Here is a 15,577-nt window from a genome sequence, read left to right as displayed (position 1 = left end):
CGGCATGGGATGCACCAACTTGTCCGGCTGACGGCTGGCATGAGATGGTTTGGTTTATCACTAATTCTTGCATCCCGTGAGGTTTGTCGTAGTTTGCATATTTTCTATCATATGGAAATTTGCATGTCATTGCGAGCGTCGTGTCGATATTTTTTGAATCTAGTTTTGCTAGCGTGTTCATTTGTTGACATGCTGAAAGTGTCTTTTGCTATATTTCTTTTAAAATCAATCACTTGATTGATTTTGTTGCACATTTTGTTTTGTCTTTTTCTCGCAAATAGCCTCCAGTGCACCATTTCTTTGGGTGAGCGGCTTGCTTTGTTTGGTGGCTATTTTCTTCATCCATTGCATAAAACCTGCCAGGCTTGCGACCGAATTCACATTCGGTCTGGGAGAGTGTCATGGCGCGTTTGGAGCGTTCTTTTTTGGGGTGTGGGATCTATTGGTGGCGTGTAGTCGGCGCAGATGGCTGCGGTTTGCGCTATTGACGGCCTGCAGGATGCAAGTCGCTTAGCATAGTGGCTGGAATGGTACGTCTCGGGAAGCTGCAGTAGCTGTCCGTCGGCTGGGGTCTAGTCGTCCTGGTTCGTCGTGACCGGGCGAAGCAGATGGTGCCGCTTCGATTACTAAGGTAGTTCGAGCCAAAAGGACCGCGATTCGCGGGGCCAGGTCATTCGTAGCGCCAATGTGGGCGCTTAACCCAGGCATGATCGTCGCGGCGTGGAGGAGTTTCTGGCTGCGGGGGGCGCGTCTGCGGCTGATGCGGTGTTGCTCCAGGATGGCGTGCAAAGTCGGATGAGCCTTGGCGCGAATGGTGGAGGGCCGTTGCTGTGTGACGCGGTTGATGCTGCGGGTTTTCCGTTGAGGGACACCAAGGCAACGCTTAAATGGCATCAGGAATTCACCGATAGCAACTGGTTGTGCGGCGACTTCGCTAGACGATGGGCAGAGGCGCAGGTATCAGGCGCGGGCCGCTCATTCTCTAGGTGGCTGAACAGACAGGTGCGCTTTCCGCCTGGAATGCCGATCCTATGCAGGGTCCAGCCGCTGATATTCGCGGCCTGGATTGTCGTCCTATTAGTCCGAGGAGCCTGCATGATGTCGCCAGCCGAAGCCCGCAGCATAGTGGAAGCCCTCGCCATTGGAGTGGACCCGCTCAGTGGCGAGCTATTGTCACAACACGCCGTTCTCCGGCAGCCGGAAGTGGTGCGCGCGCTATTCCTGGCCAGCCGGGCGTTGGAAGCCGCCCTGCGCGGCGATGAGGAGCGGGAGAATGGCGAAGCCGCGCCGGCAGCGTTTGTGTCGTCTGTTGTCGCTGCCAGCCGGCGCCGCGCGCGAGCGCTGGCAGCCTGAGTCCGATTGAAAACAAAAAACGGAGCGCTGAGGCTCCGTTAGACAATGCCCGCGCTATAACGCGGCGCCGGGCGACACGCCCTTGGGCAGCAGCAGCCACAGGCTGCCTTGTTGCTTCATCCGGCCGGCGTACATGCCGGCCTCGGTGCCGTAGCCCCAGAACAGGTCGGCGCGCAGCGCGCCCTTGATCGCGCTGCCGGTATCCTGGGCATGCACCAGCCGGGTCAGCGGCTCGCTGGAGTGGGGCCAGGTGGTGGACAAGTAGACCGGCGCACCCAGCGGGATGTAGCGCGGGTCCACCGCGATGCTGTAGCCGCCGGTCAGCGGCACGCCCAGCGCGCCGATCGGCCCGCCGTTGTCGCCGGGCAATTGCTTGAAGAAAATGTAGCTCTGGTTGACCGCTAGCAGTTCGTCACGTCGCTGTGGGTTTTTCGCCAGCCAATCCTTGATCCCCTGCATCGATGCCTGCCCCAGCGTCATTTCTCCCTTGTCCACCAGCCATTTGCCTATCGACTGGTAGGGATAGCCGTTCTGGTCGGCGAAGCCGACGTGCAGGAAGCTGCCGTCGTCTAGCTGGATACGGCCGGAACCCTGCACCTGCAGGAAGAACAGCTCCACCGGGTCTTCTACCCAGGCGATCACCGGCGCGCTGCCGGCGATGCTGCCCTGGTTGATCTGGCCGCGGGTGAAGTAGGGCAGCAGGCGGGAGCCGGACAGTCTGCCCTTCATGCGGATGCCGCGCGGGTCGGCTGGGAAGTCGGCCGGGTTGATTTCGATATTGCCGCCTGCTGCCAGCGCCAGCCGGCCGGGGCCGGTCTGTTTGGCGCGCAGCACGCCGCGATTGCGCTGGCTCATCGGGACGTCGACGCTGACCATGTCGCGCGGCGCGCCGTAGATCGGCCACGGCGTGCGTTCGGAGCGGTTGAGGCTGCCGTTGAGCAGCGGCTCGTAGTAACCGGTGATCAGGCCGCTGTCGCGGCTGCCGTCGCGCAGCCTCCAGGCGGTGAATCGGTTTTCGAAGAAGCGGCGAGCGGCGTCGGCGTCGTTTTCCGCCAGCGCGCCGGCCTCGCGGCAGACGCCGCTCCAGGCTGGTTTCTTCTGCAGGGTCCGGCAGCTTTGGCGCAGGCCTTGGATCGTATCGCCTACGGCCTGGTCGTTCCAGGCGGGAAGGGCGGCCGGGCTGGCGCTGTCGGCGCCGGAAGGGATGGCGGGCGCGGGACGTCCTGGCGTGACGGACGGGGTGGTGGTGCAGCCGGCCAGCGCCAGCAAGGCCAGCCATAGCGGCCAGCTTTTCTTGAACAGTGTCTGCTTCATGCTTGGGGCCGATGGCCTTCCCGTGGTAGATGGTCTGGATTGTAACCTGATGGACGACCCGGCGTGATGCCGGTCAGATGTGAAGTCATGGAGCTGAAACAAAACCGAAAAGTTTCATCGTTAACATGGACGGGTCCCATGGATATGGTCGTCGGCGCGGATGCCGAACGGCCATCGTCGCGAGAAATTTGGAGAAAACGATGAAACGAATCGCAAGCCGTTCCCTGCTGTTGGCCGCTCTGGCCTGCTCCGGCGCTTTCGCCACCCACGCCGTTTACGCCGATGACGCGGCCGTCGCCGCGCCGACCGACGAGCAACTGGCCGCCAGCGTCAAGCAGGCGCTGGACGCCGAGCCGGCATTGAAGCCGTTGGACCTGAAGGTGTCGAGCAAGAAGGGCGAAGTGACGATCGAGGGCACGATGACCGACGATCAGCAGATGTTCCAGGCCGGCCAGGCGGCCGAGAAGGTGCCGGGCGTCAAGTTCGTCATCAACAAGATGGAACAGAAGGGCTGATTCCGGCCTTGGGTTGACGGAATGTGCGAAAAAGCCGGACTAGGTCCGGCTTTTTTGCGTTCTGCGTTGGGCTGCTCAGGCTTCCAGCGCCAGCAGCTCGGCCATGGTCTGCCGACGGCGGATCAGCTTGGGTTCGCCGCCATCCATCAGCACCTCGGCCAGCAGCGGCCGACTGTTGTAGTTGGACGACATCGAGGCACCGTAAGCGCCGGCATCGTGGAATACCATCAGGTCGCCGACCGTTGCCGGCGGCAGCGGCCGGGTTTCCACGGTGCCGCCTTCCTGTTGGGTGAATACATCGCCAGATTCGCACAGCGGCCCGGCCACCACGGTGTCGACGGCTCCGGTTTTCTCATTGCCGTCGGCGTCTAGCACGGTGATGTGGTGGTAGCTGCCGTACAGCGAGGGCCGCATCAGGTCGTTGAAGCCGGCGTCCACCAGCGCGAAGCGGCGGCTCCCCATATTCTTCACCGCGCGCACTTCGGCGAGCAGCGCGCCGGATTCCGCCACCAGGAAGCGGCCAGGCTCGATTTCCAGCCGCACCGGGTGGCCGAGGCGTTCGGCGATCCTCTGCCGCGCGGCGTCCCATAATTGGAAATAATGCCCGGTGTCGATGCGCGGCTCGCCGTCGCGGTAGGGGATGGACAGGCCGCCGCCGGCGGAGATGGCCTCGATATCGCAGTCCAGCTTCGCCACCAGGTCCACCATGGCGCCGCACACCTGTTCCAGGTGGCCGTAGTCGACGCCGGAGCCGATGTGCATGTGTACCCCGACCAGCCGCAGCTTGAACTGGCGGATGGCCTGCAGCGCTTCGTCCAGGTCGCCGTGCCAGATGCCGTGCTTGCTGTTTTCGCCGCCGGTGTTGGTTTTCTGGCTGTGGCCGTGGCCGAAGCCGGGATTGATGCGCAACCATACCGGATGGCCGGGCGCGGCTTCGCCCAGCTGGCGGAGCATGTCGATGGAGCCGGCGTTGACCGGGATGCGCTCGGCCACCACTCTGGCTAGCGTCGGCCGGTCCAGTACGTCGGCGGTGAACACGATGTCGGCGTCCTCGCCGCCGCCGTAGCCGGCGGCCAACGCGCGCTCGATCTCGCCCAACGAAACCGCGTCGACCTTCACGCCCTCGGCGCGCATCAGCCGCAGGATGTGGGTGTTGGAGTTGGCCTTCTGCGCATAGCGTATGGTGTCGAAGGCCTTCAGCTGAGCGATGCGCTGGCGGATGGCCCCGGCATCGTAGATCCATAGTGGGGTGCCGTATTGGCGGGCGATATCGGCGAGTTGGCGGTGGTCGAAGGCGTGCATGGCGGGCATTCCGGTTGAGATTTCATTCGATGATCCACCGGCTTGATGCAAAAATAAAATAGCAATTTGTTGCCAATCCTTTCATTTATGATATGGATTGGATTCAGAAGGGGGAGCGGCGATGTCGATCAATCTGCGCCACGTCGAAGTATTCCGGGCGGTGATGACCAGCGGCAGCGTCAGCGGCGCCGCGCGGCTGCTGCATACTTCGCAGCCTACGGTCAGCCGCGAGCTGGCGCGTTGCGAGCAGCTATTGGGCTTGGCTCTGTTCGAGCGCGGCCACGGCCGGTTGCGGCCCACCCAGCAGGCGCTGCAATTGTTTGCCGAAGTGGAGCGCAGCTTTGTCGGCTTGGAGCGCATCGTCGCCAGCGCGGATGCCATCCGCCAGTTCGCCGGCGGCCAGCTGGCCATCGCCTGCCTGCCGGTGTTCGCGCAGGCCTTGTTGCCGGCGGCCTGCGCCGACTTTGTCGCCGATTTTCCCGACGTGGGGGTGGATATCAGCCCGCAGGAGTCGCCGTGGCTGGAGGAGTGGTTGGCGGCCCAGCGTTTCGATCTGGGGCTGACCGAGCAGCAGCAGGCGCCGGCCGGTTGCCTGGCGCAGCCCCTATGGCAGGGGGACGAGTTGTGCGTGCTGCCGGAGGGGCATCCGTTGGCGGAAAAACGCCGGCTGGAGGCGCGCGATTTCGTCGGCCTGTCCTTCATCAGCCTGGCGGCCAGCGACAGTTACCGGCAGCAGGTGGATGCCTGGTTCGCGCGCGAAGGCGTGGCGCGGCGGCTGCAGCTGTCCAGCCACAGCGCGGCTTCGGTGTGCGAGATGGTGAGGCTGGGCCTGGGCGTGGCCATCGTCAATCCGCTGACGGCGCTGGCCGAGGCGGGACGAGGGGTGGCGGTGAGGCCGCTGGCCGAGGCGATTCCGTTTTCGGTGCAGCTGGTATTGCCGCAGTTCCGTCCGGCGTCGCCGTTGCCGCTGCGTTTTGTGGATGCCTTGCGCCGGCGGGGTAGCGAGCTGGACAGCAGGCTGGCGGCTTTGTGCGGATGAGGGCTGAAGTTGGCGGCGAATGGATGTTGGTTTGATATAAAAGCAATTATATTGCCTATTAATGACATTGGATTGTATTTATTCTTTTAATAATCGATTTGGCAGCATTCTGATTTGTAAAATACTGTCGCATTCTCGAATCCCGTCCTTGCCATGCGGGTATTTGCGCCTGATTTCCTCCGCTTGCATTGACAGGTCCGACTACTTCGTTCATCAATAGTTCCTGAGCGCTATCTTTCATGGAGCAAAAGCGCTATTTGTCGTGCTTTTTCGAATGATGGCAAGAGTTTGCCTTATTTTTCAGTAGTGACCACTGTCTGTCTCACCCTGGCGTGACTGGCGATGGCCGGCGCCGCGAGTGTCTGTCTTTCCGTCATTCCGCCACGCAGGATTTTTTCCCGGGTCCGCGGCAGTTCTGATTACAAGGAACCCATAATGACGTCGTCTGCGCTCAATCCCTTGCGCCAGCCCAAGCCGTTTTACCTGATCTTCTCGATCGAATTCTGGGAGCGTTTCGGCTTCTACGGCCTGCAGGGCATCCTGGCCGTCTACCTGGTGAAGGCCCTGGGCCTGCGCGAGGCCGACTCCTTCACTCTGTTTTCGTCCTTCATCGCGCTGGTGTACGGCCTGATCGCCGTCGGCGGCTGGCTGGGCGACAAGGTGCTGGGCACCAAGCGCACCATTCTGCTGGGCGCGCTGGTGTTGACCGCAGGTTACGCGATGGTCACCGCGTCGGCCGACCACATCGGCCTGCTGTACCTCGGCATGGGCACCATCGCGGTGGGCAACGGCTTGTTCAAGGCCAACCCGTCGTCGCTGCTGTCCAAGTGCTACGAGGAGAACGATCCTCGCCTGGACGGCGCGTTCACCATGTACTACATGGCGATCAACATCGGCTCGCTGCTGTCGATGCTGGCCACGCCGTGGCTGGCCGACAAGTTCGGCTACGCCCATGCCTTCGCGCTGTCGGTGGTGGGCATGCTGATCACCGTCGCCAACTTCATCCTGATGCAAGGTTGGGTGAAGGAATACGGTTCCGACGCCGATTTCCGCACGCCCAAGCTGTCCACCTGGCTGGCGGTGCTGGCCGGCGTGGTGGTCGCCTGCGCCGCCGCCGCGCTGCTGTTGAAGCACGAGATCATCGCCAACGTGGTGCTGGCGGTGCTGTCCATCGGGGTGGTGGGCTTGTACGTCAAGGAAACGCTGCTGCTGAAGGGCGCGGAGCGCAAGAAGATGATCGTGGCCGCCATCCTGATGCTGCAGGCGACGGTATTCTTCGTGCTGTACAACCAGATGCCGTTGTCGCTGAACTTCTTCGCCATCCACAACACCGAGCACACGCTGTTCGGCATCCCGGTGCAGCCGGAGCAGTTCCAGTCGCTGAATCCGTTCTGGATCATGCTGGCCAGTCCGCTGCTCGCTCTCTGCTACAACAAGCTGGGCAACCGCCTGCCGATGCCGCACAAGTTCGCGATCGGCATGGTGCTGTGCGCCGGCGCCTTCCTGGTGCTGCCGCTGGGCGCCAAGTACGCCAACGCCCAGGGCCTGGTGTCCTCCAACTGGATGGTGCTGAGCTATCTGCTGCAGAGCGTGGGCGAGCTGCTGATCTCCGGCCTGGGCCTGGCGATGGTGGCGCAACTGGTGCCGCAGCGTCTGATGGGCTTCATCATGGGCGCCTGGTTCCTGACTTCGGCCGCGTCGTCGGTGATCGCCGGCTGGGTGGCGGGCCTGACCGCCGCGCCGGACAACGTCACCAGCCCGCTGGCCACGCTGGAGATCTATAGCCGCGTGTTCACCCAGATCGGCGTGGTGACCGGCGCGATCGCGATCGTGACCATCATCATCGCGCCGTGGCTGCACCGGATGACGCTGGACGAGAAGCCGGAGCATCCGGAGCACGAAATGGCGCTGGACGCCCGCTGAGCGCGGCATCCGCCAAATAGCAACGGGGGCCGAATCGGCCCCCGTTTTGCTTGCCTAGCCGTCCAGCCGGCGGCTCCAGTCTTCCAGTTGTCCGCTTTCCAGCCTTTTCTCGATCAGCTGTCGCCAGGACTCCACCAGCGGCAGCCGGGCGATCTCCAGCAGCAGCTCCCGTTCCAAGCCGCGGCGGTAGAAGACGTCGGCCAGCCGCGCCAGCGTCCATTCGGGATGCGGGCGCGTTAGCAGGCGGATGTCGTCGCCGGCGCCGACATCGCCCTCGCGCAGCACCCGGCAGTACCAGCCGGTGCGGCCGCTGTCCTGCAAGCGTTTGGCCATGTCGCGTTGCTCGAAACGGTGATTGAGCTTCCAGCAAGGTTGGCGGCCCTGGGAAATCTCCAGCACCGTGGAGCCGATAGCCAGCTGGTCGCCCAGGCACAGCGTGGCCTCGTCGATGCCTAGCGTGCTGAGGTTTTCGCCGAATCCGCCGGGGTGCCCTAGCGCCGGACGCGGGCCGATTTCGTCGCGCCAGCGGGCGTAATGCTCGAAGGCGTACAGATGCACCGCCTTGTGCGGGCCGCCGTGGTAGCGGGGATCGCCTTGCTCGTCGCCAGCCAGGCCCAGCGCGCCCAGGGGAGCGCGTCCAGCCAGCGGCTGCTTGGCGATGGCGCTGACCGCGCCGGGGCGGACGAAGGGGACGGCTTTGCCGGTCAATACCGCCAGCACGCTGCCGATGACGGTTTCCCGGCTCATTCCGCCAACTCCACCACCACCCGCTTGTTGCGCGCGCCCTTGCTTTCTATCTTTTTCACCCGGACCCGGCCCACTTCGCCGGTGCGCGTGACATGGGTGCCGCCGCAGGGCTGCAGATCCACGCCCTCCACCTCGATCAGCCGGATCTCCGGCAGATGCAAGGGCGGCGTCACCGACATGGTGCGGATCAGTTCAGGCTGCGCCTTCAGCGCTTCGCCGCTGGTCATTTTCACCGCGAGGGGCAGGTCGGCGGCCACCAGCCGGTTCAGCTCGGCCTCGATATGCTCCTTGTCCAGCTCCATGCCTTCCGGCAGCGCGAAGTCCAGCCGGCCGGATTCCGCGGTCATGTTGCCGCCGGTGACGCCGGCCTTGATCACCACGCCCAGCAAATGCAGACAGGTGTGGATGCGCATGTGGCGGTAGCGGCGATCCCAGTCCAGCTCCAGCGTCACCTCGGTTCCCGGCGCGAGGCGGGCATCGCTCTCGGTCTGGTGCAGGATGGCGCGGGTCTCGCGGTCGCGGCGGGTGTCTGCGATGCGCAGCGTCGCGCCGTCGGCCAGCGTCAGGGTGGCGCTGTCGCCGGGCTGGCCGCCGCCCAGCGGATAGCACAGCGTGTCTTCCAGCGTCAGGCCGGCGTCGTCGTGGCTTAGCACGCGGGTGGCCAGGCGGGTCTGGTAGGGGTCTTGATAGAATCGTTCCGTCATGATGCGTCCTTTGTCGTCTTGTCTGGACAGGGTGACGGCTGCCGGGCGGGATTTCAAGTGACAGCGCCGCGGAGAAAAGACGGTAACAGCTTGTGGCGCAAGGCTTTAACGCCGATAATCGCCGCCAATCGATTTTTAAAGCCGTTAGCCATGCAAAGACACAATCTGGAACACTACAATCCGCCGCCGGACACCGGCCTTTCCGTGATCTACGCCGACAGCTGCCTGCTGGTGCTGGACAAGCCCAGCGGCCTGTTGTCGGTGCCGGGGCGGGGCGAGGACAAGGCCGATTGCCTGATCAGCCGCGCGCAGAAGGTTTACCCGGACGCGCTGACCGTGCACCGTCTGGACATGGATACCTCCGGCCTGGTGGTGATGGGCCGCGGCCCGGAGATGCAGCGCGCGCTGTCCATCGCCTTCATGGACCGCAAGGTGAAGAAGCGCTATATCGCGGTGGTGGACGGCATCGTGGAAAGCAATAGCGGCACGGTGGACCTGCCGCTGATCATCGATTGGCCGAACCGGCCGCGGCAGAAGGTGGATTTCGACGAGGGCAAGGAAGCCATCACCCATTACCGGGTGATTCTGCGCGACACCGGCCGCAACATCAGCCGGATGGAATTGGATCCGCAAACCGGCCGCGCCCACCAGCTGCGCATGCACATGCTGCACCTGGAATCCGGCCACCCCATCCTCGGCGACGACATCTACGCGCCGCCGGAGGCGCAGGCCAAGGCCGACCGCCTGTTGCTGCACGCGTCGCGGCTGGTGTTGCGCCATCCGGTCACCTTCGAGGAAATGGAATTCGAGGCGCCGGCGCCGTTCTGAGGCCGGGCCTGGTCCGCAAAAAGGGATGCTCTTCGGCATCCCTTTTGTTTTGGCCGGCCGGGCCGCTTACTGCCGCGCGGCGCGGGCGTTGTCTGTCGGCGGGGTGTCCGCATTGCTGCGCCACGGATTGATGTCCAGGCCGCCGCGGCGGGTGTAGCGGGCGTAGACGGTCAGCTTTTGCGGCGCGCAGGCGCGCAGCACGTCGACGAAGATGCGCTCCACGCATTGCTCGTGGAATTCGTTGTGCTGGCGGAAGCCGATCAGATATCTCAGCAGAGCTTCTCGGTCTATCTTCGGCCCGGTGTAGCGGATGGACACGCTGCCCCAGTCCGGCTGGCCGGTGACCAGGCAGTTGGATTTCAACAGATTGCTGCACAAGGTTTCGCTGACGATGTCTGCGGCGTCGGCCTTGAGAACTTCGGGGCAGGGCGCGTAGTTGTCGACCTCGATGTCCAGCTCGTCGATGTACTCGCCTGCCAGCTCGCGTACCTGTTCGGCGGCGAAGGCCTGCGGCAGCGCGATGGAAACCGAAACCTCCGCGCCGGCGGCGGCGGACAGGTCGCGCGCCAGTTGGGCTGAGAGGGCGTCGACGCTGTCCATCCGCGTCTGGTTGTAGCTGTTCAGGTAGAGCTTGAACGACTTGGACTCGATCAGCCTGGGGCTGGCCGCCGGGATGCGGAAGGTGGCGATGCCCACCTGCGGCTTGCCGCGGGCGTTGAGCCAGGACAGCTCGAAGCCGGTCCAGATGTCGACGCCGGCAAACGGCAGCGCGGCTTCGTCCACGCCGATCTCGTCGCGCTTGGCCTGGCGCGCGATCGGGAACAGCAGAGAGGGATCGTACTGGTCCTGGTAACTGACGGTCTTGCCCAGCGGCGAATGTTCGGGGGTGAGATGGCTCATGGTTGCGACTTTCTAACCGAATGCTGATGAATCATAGGCCGGCGGCTCAATGCTCGCGGCGCATGAACTGGCGCGGACGGAAGCCCTGCGCGAACAAGGCGGCGAAGTAGACCGTCGCGCCGACGCCGACCAGCAGCAGCAGCCACAGCGCGCGCTGCCAGGCGTGGCCGTGCCAGTCTATCGGCAGCCACTGCAGGCAGGCCAGCAGCGCGGCCGCCATCGCCGCGATGGCGACGATGAGCTTGGCGAGGAAGGATTTCCAGCCGGCCTCGGGCCGGTAGATGCCGCGCTTTTGCAGCGTGTACATCAACAGGCCGGCGTTGATGCAGGAAGCGAGGCCGATCGACAGCGCCAGGCCGGCGTGCTTCAGCGGAAACACGAAGGCCAGGTTCATGACTTGGGTGATGAGCAAGGTGGTCACCGCGATGCGCACCGGCGTCTTGATGTCCTGGCGCGCGTAAAAGCCCGGCGCCAGCACCTTGACCAGGATCAGCCCAAGCAGGCCGAAGGAATAGGCGATCACCGCCTGCTGCGACATCAGCGCGTCGTGGGCGCTGAACTTGCCGTACATGAACATAGTGTACAGCAGCGGGCCGGACAGCAGGCCCAGTCCGACGGTAGCCGGCACCGCCAGCAGCAGCGACAGCCGGATGCCCCAATCCAGCAGCACGCTGAACTCGGCGTCGGACTTGCTGGCCGCGTGCTTGGACAAGGACGGCAGCAGGATGGTGCCGAGCGCCACGCCCAGCACGCCGGACGGGAATTCCATCAGCCGGTCGGCGTAATACATCCACGACACGCTGCCGGTGGGCAGGAAGGAGGCGAAGGTGGAGTTGATCAGCAGCGAGATCTGCGCCACCGAAACTCCGAAGATCGCCGGCCCCATCTGCTTGATCACCCTCCACACTTCCGGATCGCGGAAGGCGAGGATAGGGCGGGCCAGCATGCCGACCTGCTTCAGGAAGGGCAGCTGCCACACCAGCTGGATCAGGCCGCCGACAAACACCGCCCACGCCATCGCCATGATCGGCGGATGGAAGTAATGGGTGAAGCACAGCGCGAACACGATGAAGCTGAGGTTCAGAAAGGTGGGTGTGAAGGCCGGGATCGAAAACTTGCCCCAGCTGTTCAGAATGCTGCCGGTCATCGACGACAGCGAGATGAAGAATATATAAGGGAAAGACACGCGCAGGATGTCGGCGAACAGCGCGGCCTTGGCCGGCTCGCGGTAGAAGCCGGGCGCCGAGATCCACATGATGGCCGGCGCGGCCAGCATGCCTATCGCCGTCACCAGCAGCAGCACCGAGCCCAGCACGCCGGTGACCTTGGCGACGAACTCGCGCGTTTCCTCATGGGTCTTGTTCTGCTTGTACTCGCCGAGGATGGGCACGAAAGCCTGCGAGAACGCGCCTTCGGCGAACAGCCGGCGCAGCATGTTGGGAATCTTGAAGGCGGCGTTGAAGGCGTCGGCGGCCATGCCGGCGCCGAAGATGCGGGCGACCAGGGTGTCGCGCACCAGGCCGAGGACGCGGGACACCATGGTCATGCTGCTGACTGCAGCCAGGGCCTTGAGCAGGTTCATTTTGGTTTGACGGCCGATACTGGACGGATTGAGCAAGCCCGCTAGTTTACGCTGGCGGGTTTATTGTTGCAAAACCTGAGTTTAGGGCTTAGAATCGCGGGTTTCAGATTCCGCTATCAGGAGAAAGATTCATGGCTAACAGCGCACAAGCTCGCAAGCGTGCACGCACAGCCCTTAAGCAGCGCGCGCATAACGCCAGCCTGCGTACTGCGTTCCGTACCGCAGTGAAGAAAGTGCTCAAGGCAATTGAAGCCGGCGACAAGGCCGCCGCTCGCGTGGTGTTCCAGGCTTCGGAAAAAGTGATCGACCGCATTGCTGACAAGGGCGTGTTCCACAAGAACAAGGCTGCTCGTCACAAGAGCCGTCTGTCCGCTCAGATCAAGGCCATGGCCTAATCGATCGACAGCCCAGGCTGCAAGAATACGCAGAGGCTCCGCAATAGCGGGGCCTTTTGTGTATCCGCGCCCCCGTCGCAGCGATGCGGCGGGGGCGTTGTCCTTTCCCGCGTCGACAAGGGCAAGGGGCTTATGCATACTCGATGAATCCGCACGCAGAAACGGGAGCGCCGCCGATGAAAACCGCCATTGCGATTCGCCATGTCGCGTTCGAGGATCTCGGGTCCTTGCGCCGCCAGCTGGAAATGCGCGGCTACCGCATCGAATACCGCGAGGCCGGCGTAGACCGGCTGGACAGTCCGGCTCTGGAGCAGGCCGACCTGCTGGTGGTGCTGGGCGGTCCGATAGGCGTCGGCGACGACGATCTGTATCCGTTTCTCCAGCAAGAGCGGCTGCTGCTGGAGCGGCGGCTGAGGCGGCGCCGGCCGACCTTGGGCATCTGTCTGGGAGCGCAATTGATGGCGAGCGCGCTGGGCGCGCGGGTGGCGCCGATGGGGCATAAGGAGATCGGCTACGCGCCGCTGCGTCTGACCGATTCCGGGCTGGAGTCGCCGCTGGCGCCGTTGGCAGATGCGCAGGTGCTGCACTGGCATGGCGACCAGTTTGCCATTCCCGACGGCGCGCAGAGCCTGGCGAGCAGCGAGCTGTGCCCGCACCAGGCTTTCGCCATCGAGGATTACGCCCTCGGTTTGCAATTTCATCCGGAAGTGGAGCCGGAGCAGCTGGAACGCTGGCTGATCGGCCACAGCGGCGAGCTGGCGGCGGCCGGCATCGATCCGCGCGAGCTGCGCGAGCAGAACCGGCGGCACGGCGACGCCTTGCCCGCGCTGGCCGCCCAGATGCTCACCCGCTGGCTGAGCGGCGTCCGCGCCTGACCAGAGCCTACAGCAGCCGCGCCGCCTGGCGGGCCATCTCGCCTTCCTCGTCGGTCGGCAGTACATAGGCCGGCAGGCGGCTGCCGGCGGCGGTGAGCCGGCGCGCGTGGGCGAGGTTGGCCGCGTGGTCCAGCTCGAAGCCCAGCCAGGACAGCTGCTGCAATATCCTGGCCCTCACCTCCGCCGAGTGCTCGCCTATGCCGGCGGTGAAGACAAGCCCGTCCAGGCCGCGCATCGCCGCGGCCAGGCTGGCCGCCTCCCGCGCCGCCCGGTAGCAGAACAGCTCCACCGCCTCGCGTGCCTCCGGCAACTCGCTGGCCAGCAGCTCGCGCATGTCGGCCGACACGCCGGACACGCCCAAGAGGCCGGAGTTCTTGTACAGCTCGCGCCGCACGTCCTTCACCCCCATGCCTTCATGCTCCTGCCAGTACAGGATCACCTCCGGGTCGATATAGCCGGGACGGCTGCCCATCATCAGGCCGTCCACCGCCGAAAACCCCATGCTGGACGCCACGCTCTTGCCGGATTCGATCGCGCAGGCGCTGGCGCCGCTGCCAAGGTGGCAGACCACCACCTTGCCGTGGGCGAGGCCGATTTCCGGCAGCCGCCGCGCGATGGCGGCGTAGGACAGACCGTGGAAGCCGTAGCGGCGCACGCCCTCGTCATGCCAGTGGCGGGCAATGCCGAAGCGGGTGGCCACCGTCGGCTGGGTGGCGTGGAAGGCAGTGTCGAAGCAGGCGATTTGCGGCAACTGCGGATCTATCCGGCTGAAGGCGTCTATCACCGCCAGGCTGACCGGCTGGTGCAGCGGCGCCAGCGCGATGTAGTCGTCCAGCGCCGACCGCGTGTCGGCATCCACCCGCGCCGGCTGGCGGAAGCGGTTGCCTCCATGCACCACGCGGTGGGCCAGGGCCCGCGCCTCCAGGCCCTGGTCGGCCAGGCCGTTCAGCGCCGCCGCCAGCGCGGTGTCGTGCGCGGCGTCGGCCAGGCCGCGCTCGGCCAGCTTCTGGCCGTTGGCGTCGGCCAGCGAGAACAGGGCTTCGCGGCTGCCGAAGCGGTCCACCATGCCGCGCGCCAGCAGCGTCTGGCCGTCCAGCGAGAACGCGCGGAACTTCAGCGTGGCGGAGCCGGCGTTGATCGCCAGCAGGCAGCGGTTCATGGACGTCCTCCCTGGCGGCGCTTCTGGTGGGCCAGCAGGCTGGCGATGGCGCTGGAGGCGAGGCGGCCGCTGGCGTCGTCGGCGCGGCTGGTCAACACCATCGGCACCCGCGCGCCCATCACGATGCCGGCGGAGGCGGCCTGGGCGAGGTAGGTCAGCTGTTTGCCCAGCATATTGCCGGCTTCCAGGTCCGGCACCAGCAGGATGTCGGGATCGCCGGCCACCGACGAAACGATGCCTTTGCTCTCTGCGGCCTCTTTGGAGATGGCGTTGTCGAAAGCCAGCGGGCCGTCCAGGATGGCGCCGGTGATCTGGCCTCGGTCGGCCATCTTGCATAGCGCGGCGGCGTCCAGCGTCGAGCGCATGTCGGGGTTGATGGTCTCCACCGCGGCCAGGATGGCCACCTTGGGGCAGGGGATGCCCAGCGCGTGGGTCAGGTCGATGGCGTTCTGGCAGATGTCGCGCTTGGTGATTAGGTCCGGCTCGATGTTGACCGCGGCGTCGGTGATGAACAGGTAGCGCGGATAGCTTTCCACCTTCATCACCCAGACGTGGCTGATGCGGCGGTCGGTGCGGATGCCGGTGTCGCGCGCCAGCGCGGCGCTCATGAATTCGTCGGTGTGCAGGCTGCCCTTCATCAGGATGTCGGCGTAGCCGTCGCGGGCCAGTTGCACCGCGCGGGCGGCGGCGGCGTGGCTGTGCTCCACGTCTATGCATTCGAAGCGTCGAATGTCGATTTCCAATTCGTCGGCCAGTTTCTGCAGCCGAGCCTGCGGCGCCACCAGAATGGGGGTGGCGATGCCGTTGTCGGCGGCCTCAACCGCGCCCAACAGGGATTCGCGGCTGCAGGGGTGGGCCACCGCCATCGGCAGCGCGCCCAGCTGGCGCGCCTGTTGCAGGATGTCGTCGAATGCGTGGGTATCGTGAATCATGCCGCTCTC

16 protein-coding genes are annotated in these 15,577 nt (G+C 64.7%); 7 read left to right on the top strand and 9 right to left on the bottom strand.

Annotated features, from left to right (window positions below):
* Nucleotides 1–225: 225 nt before the first annotated feature.
* On the bottom strand, nucleotides 226–381 hold the full coding sequence (locus LQR33_RS15530) for a hypothetical protein (protein WP_166439704.1): 156 nt from the start codon (nucleotides 379–381) through the stop codon (nucleotides 226–228).
* Nucleotides 382–1,095: 714 nt separating this feature from the next.
* Here LQR33_RS15530 and LQR33_RS15525 point away from each other — a divergent pair.
* Nucleotides 1,096–1,353 carry a hypothetical protein gene (locus tag LQR33_RS15525; protein WP_166439703.1) on the top strand — a complete coding sequence of 86 codons (258 nt, stop codon included), beginning with the start codon at nucleotides 1,096–1,098 and terminating at the stop codon, nucleotides 1,351–1,353.
* A gap of 54 nt (nucleotides 1,354–1,407) precedes the next feature.
* Here the strand turns inward: LQR33_RS15525 and mltA are convergent, their stop codons facing one another.
* Nucleotides 1,408–2,667, bottom strand: coding sequence for a murein transglycosylase A (gene mltA, locus LQR33_RS15520; RefSeq protein WP_231177345.1), 1,260 nt, complete (start codon nucleotides 2,665–2,667; stop codon nucleotides 1,408–1,410).
* 200 nt (nucleotides 2,668–2,867) lie between these two features.
* On the opposite strand from mltA, the gene LQR33_RS15515 reads away from it, so the two are divergent.
* Nucleotides 2,868–3,182, top strand: a complete 315-nt coding sequence (locus LQR33_RS15515) for a BON domain-containing protein (RefSeq protein WP_166439701.1) — start codon at nucleotides 2,868–2,870, stop codon at nucleotides 3,180–3,182.
* Nucleotides 3,183–3,257: 75 nt separating this feature from the next.
* Here LQR33_RS15515 and lysA read toward each other — a convergent pair whose 3' ends face one another.
* Nucleotides 3,258–4,484, bottom strand: a complete 1,227-nt coding sequence (gene lysA, locus LQR33_RS15510) for a diaminopimelate decarboxylase (protein WP_231469610.1) — start codon at nucleotides 4,482–4,484, stop codon at nucleotides 3,258–3,260.
* 121 nt (nucleotides 4,485–4,605) lie between these two features.
* On the opposite strand from lysA, the gene LQR33_RS15505 reads away from it, so the two are divergent.
* On the top strand, nucleotides 4,606–5,523 hold the full coding sequence (locus LQR33_RS15505) for a LysR family transcriptional regulator (protein ID WP_166439699.1): 918 nt from the start codon (nucleotides 4,606–4,608) through the stop codon (nucleotides 5,521–5,523).
* Between the two features lie 435 nt (nucleotides 5,524–5,958).
* The gene (gene dtpA, locus LQR33_RS15500) at nucleotides 5,959–7,446 is read left to right on the top strand and encodes a dipeptide/tripeptide permease DtpA (RefSeq protein ID WP_166439698.1); all 1,488 of its coding nucleotides are present in this window, start codon (nucleotides 5,959–5,961) and stop codon (nucleotides 7,444–7,446) included.
* A 54-nt stretch (nucleotides 7,447–7,500) separates the two neighbouring features.
* On the opposite strand, the gene LQR33_RS15495 is transcribed toward dtpA, so the two are convergent.
* On the bottom strand, nucleotides 7,501–8,193 hold the full coding sequence (locus LQR33_RS15495; protein WP_231469608.1) for an MOSC domain-containing protein: 693 nt from the start codon (nucleotides 8,191–8,193) through the stop codon (nucleotides 7,501–7,503).
* A complete protein-coding gene (locus LQR33_RS15490; RefSeq protein ID WP_231469606.1) occupies nucleotides 8,190–8,897 on the bottom strand; it encodes an alanyl-tRNA editing protein in 708 nt (235 codons plus the stop codon). Before LQR33_RS15490 ends, LQR33_RS15495 begins: the two co-directional genes overlap by 4 nt.
* 150 nt (nucleotides 8,898–9,047) lie before the next feature.
* Between LQR33_RS15490 and LQR33_RS15485 the strand changes: the two genes are divergently transcribed.
* A complete protein-coding gene (locus LQR33_RS15485; RefSeq protein ID WP_021478771.1) occupies nucleotides 9,048–9,725 on the top strand; it encodes a pseudouridine synthase in 678 nt (225 codons plus the stop codon).
* 66 nt (nucleotides 9,726–9,791) lie between these two features.
* Here the strand turns inward: LQR33_RS15485 and queF are convergent, their stop codons facing one another.
* Both queF and murJ read right to left on the bottom strand, forming a co-directional pair.
* A complete protein-coding gene (queF, locus tag LQR33_RS15480; RefSeq protein WP_231469604.1) occupies nucleotides 9,792–10,625 on the bottom strand; it encodes an NADPH-dependent 7-cyano-7-deazaguanine reductase QueF in 834 nt (277 codons plus the stop codon).
* A 46-nt stretch (nucleotides 10,626–10,671) separates the two neighbouring features.
* The gene (murJ, locus tag LQR33_RS15475; protein ID WP_231469602.1) at nucleotides 10,672–12,207 is read right to left on the bottom strand and encodes a murein biosynthesis integral membrane protein MurJ; all 1,536 of its coding nucleotides are present in this window, start codon (nucleotides 12,205–12,207) and stop codon (nucleotides 10,672–10,674) included.
* Nucleotides 12,208–12,338: 131 nt separating this feature from the next.
* Between murJ and rpsT the strand changes: the two genes are divergently transcribed.
* Nucleotides 12,339–12,602, top strand: a complete 264-nt coding sequence (rpsT, locus tag LQR33_RS15470; protein ID WP_011137294.1) for a 30S ribosomal protein S20 — start codon at nucleotides 12,339–12,341, stop codon at nucleotides 12,600–12,602.
* 176 nt (nucleotides 12,603–12,778) lie between these two features.
* Nucleotides 12,779–13,477: a glutamine amidotransferase gene (locus tag LQR33_RS15465; protein ID WP_221668683.1), complete on the top strand. Its 699-nt coding sequence runs from the start codon at nucleotides 12,779–12,781 to the stop codon at nucleotides 13,475–13,477.
* A 7-nt stretch (nucleotides 13,478–13,484) separates the two neighbouring features.
* Here LQR33_RS15465 and LQR33_RS15460 read toward each other — a convergent pair whose 3' ends face one another.
* Nucleotides 13,485–14,636, bottom strand: coding sequence for an acetate/propionate family kinase (locus LQR33_RS15460; RefSeq protein ID WP_166439692.1), 1,152 nt, complete (start codon nucleotides 14,634–14,636; stop codon nucleotides 13,485–13,487).
* The gene (locus tag LQR33_RS15455; RefSeq protein ID WP_166439691.1) at nucleotides 14,633–15,568 is read right to left on the bottom strand and encodes a phosphate acetyltransferase; all 936 of its coding nucleotides are present in this window, start codon (nucleotides 15,566–15,568) and stop codon (nucleotides 14,633–14,635) included. The genes LQR33_RS15460 and LQR33_RS15455 overlap by 4 nt, the downstream gene beginning before the upstream one ends.
* Nucleotides 15,569–15,577: the final 9 nt, after the last annotated feature.

The sequence above is a fragment of the Chromobacterium piscinae genome, assembly GCF_021129175.1.
Taxonomy (GTDB): Bacteria; Pseudomonadota; Gammaproteobacteria; order Burkholderiales; family Chromobacteriaceae; genus Chromobacterium; species Chromobacterium piscinae.
The sequence above is the reverse complement of the archived record's forward strand: the minus strand, read 5'-3'. Positions and strand labels throughout refer to the sequence as shown.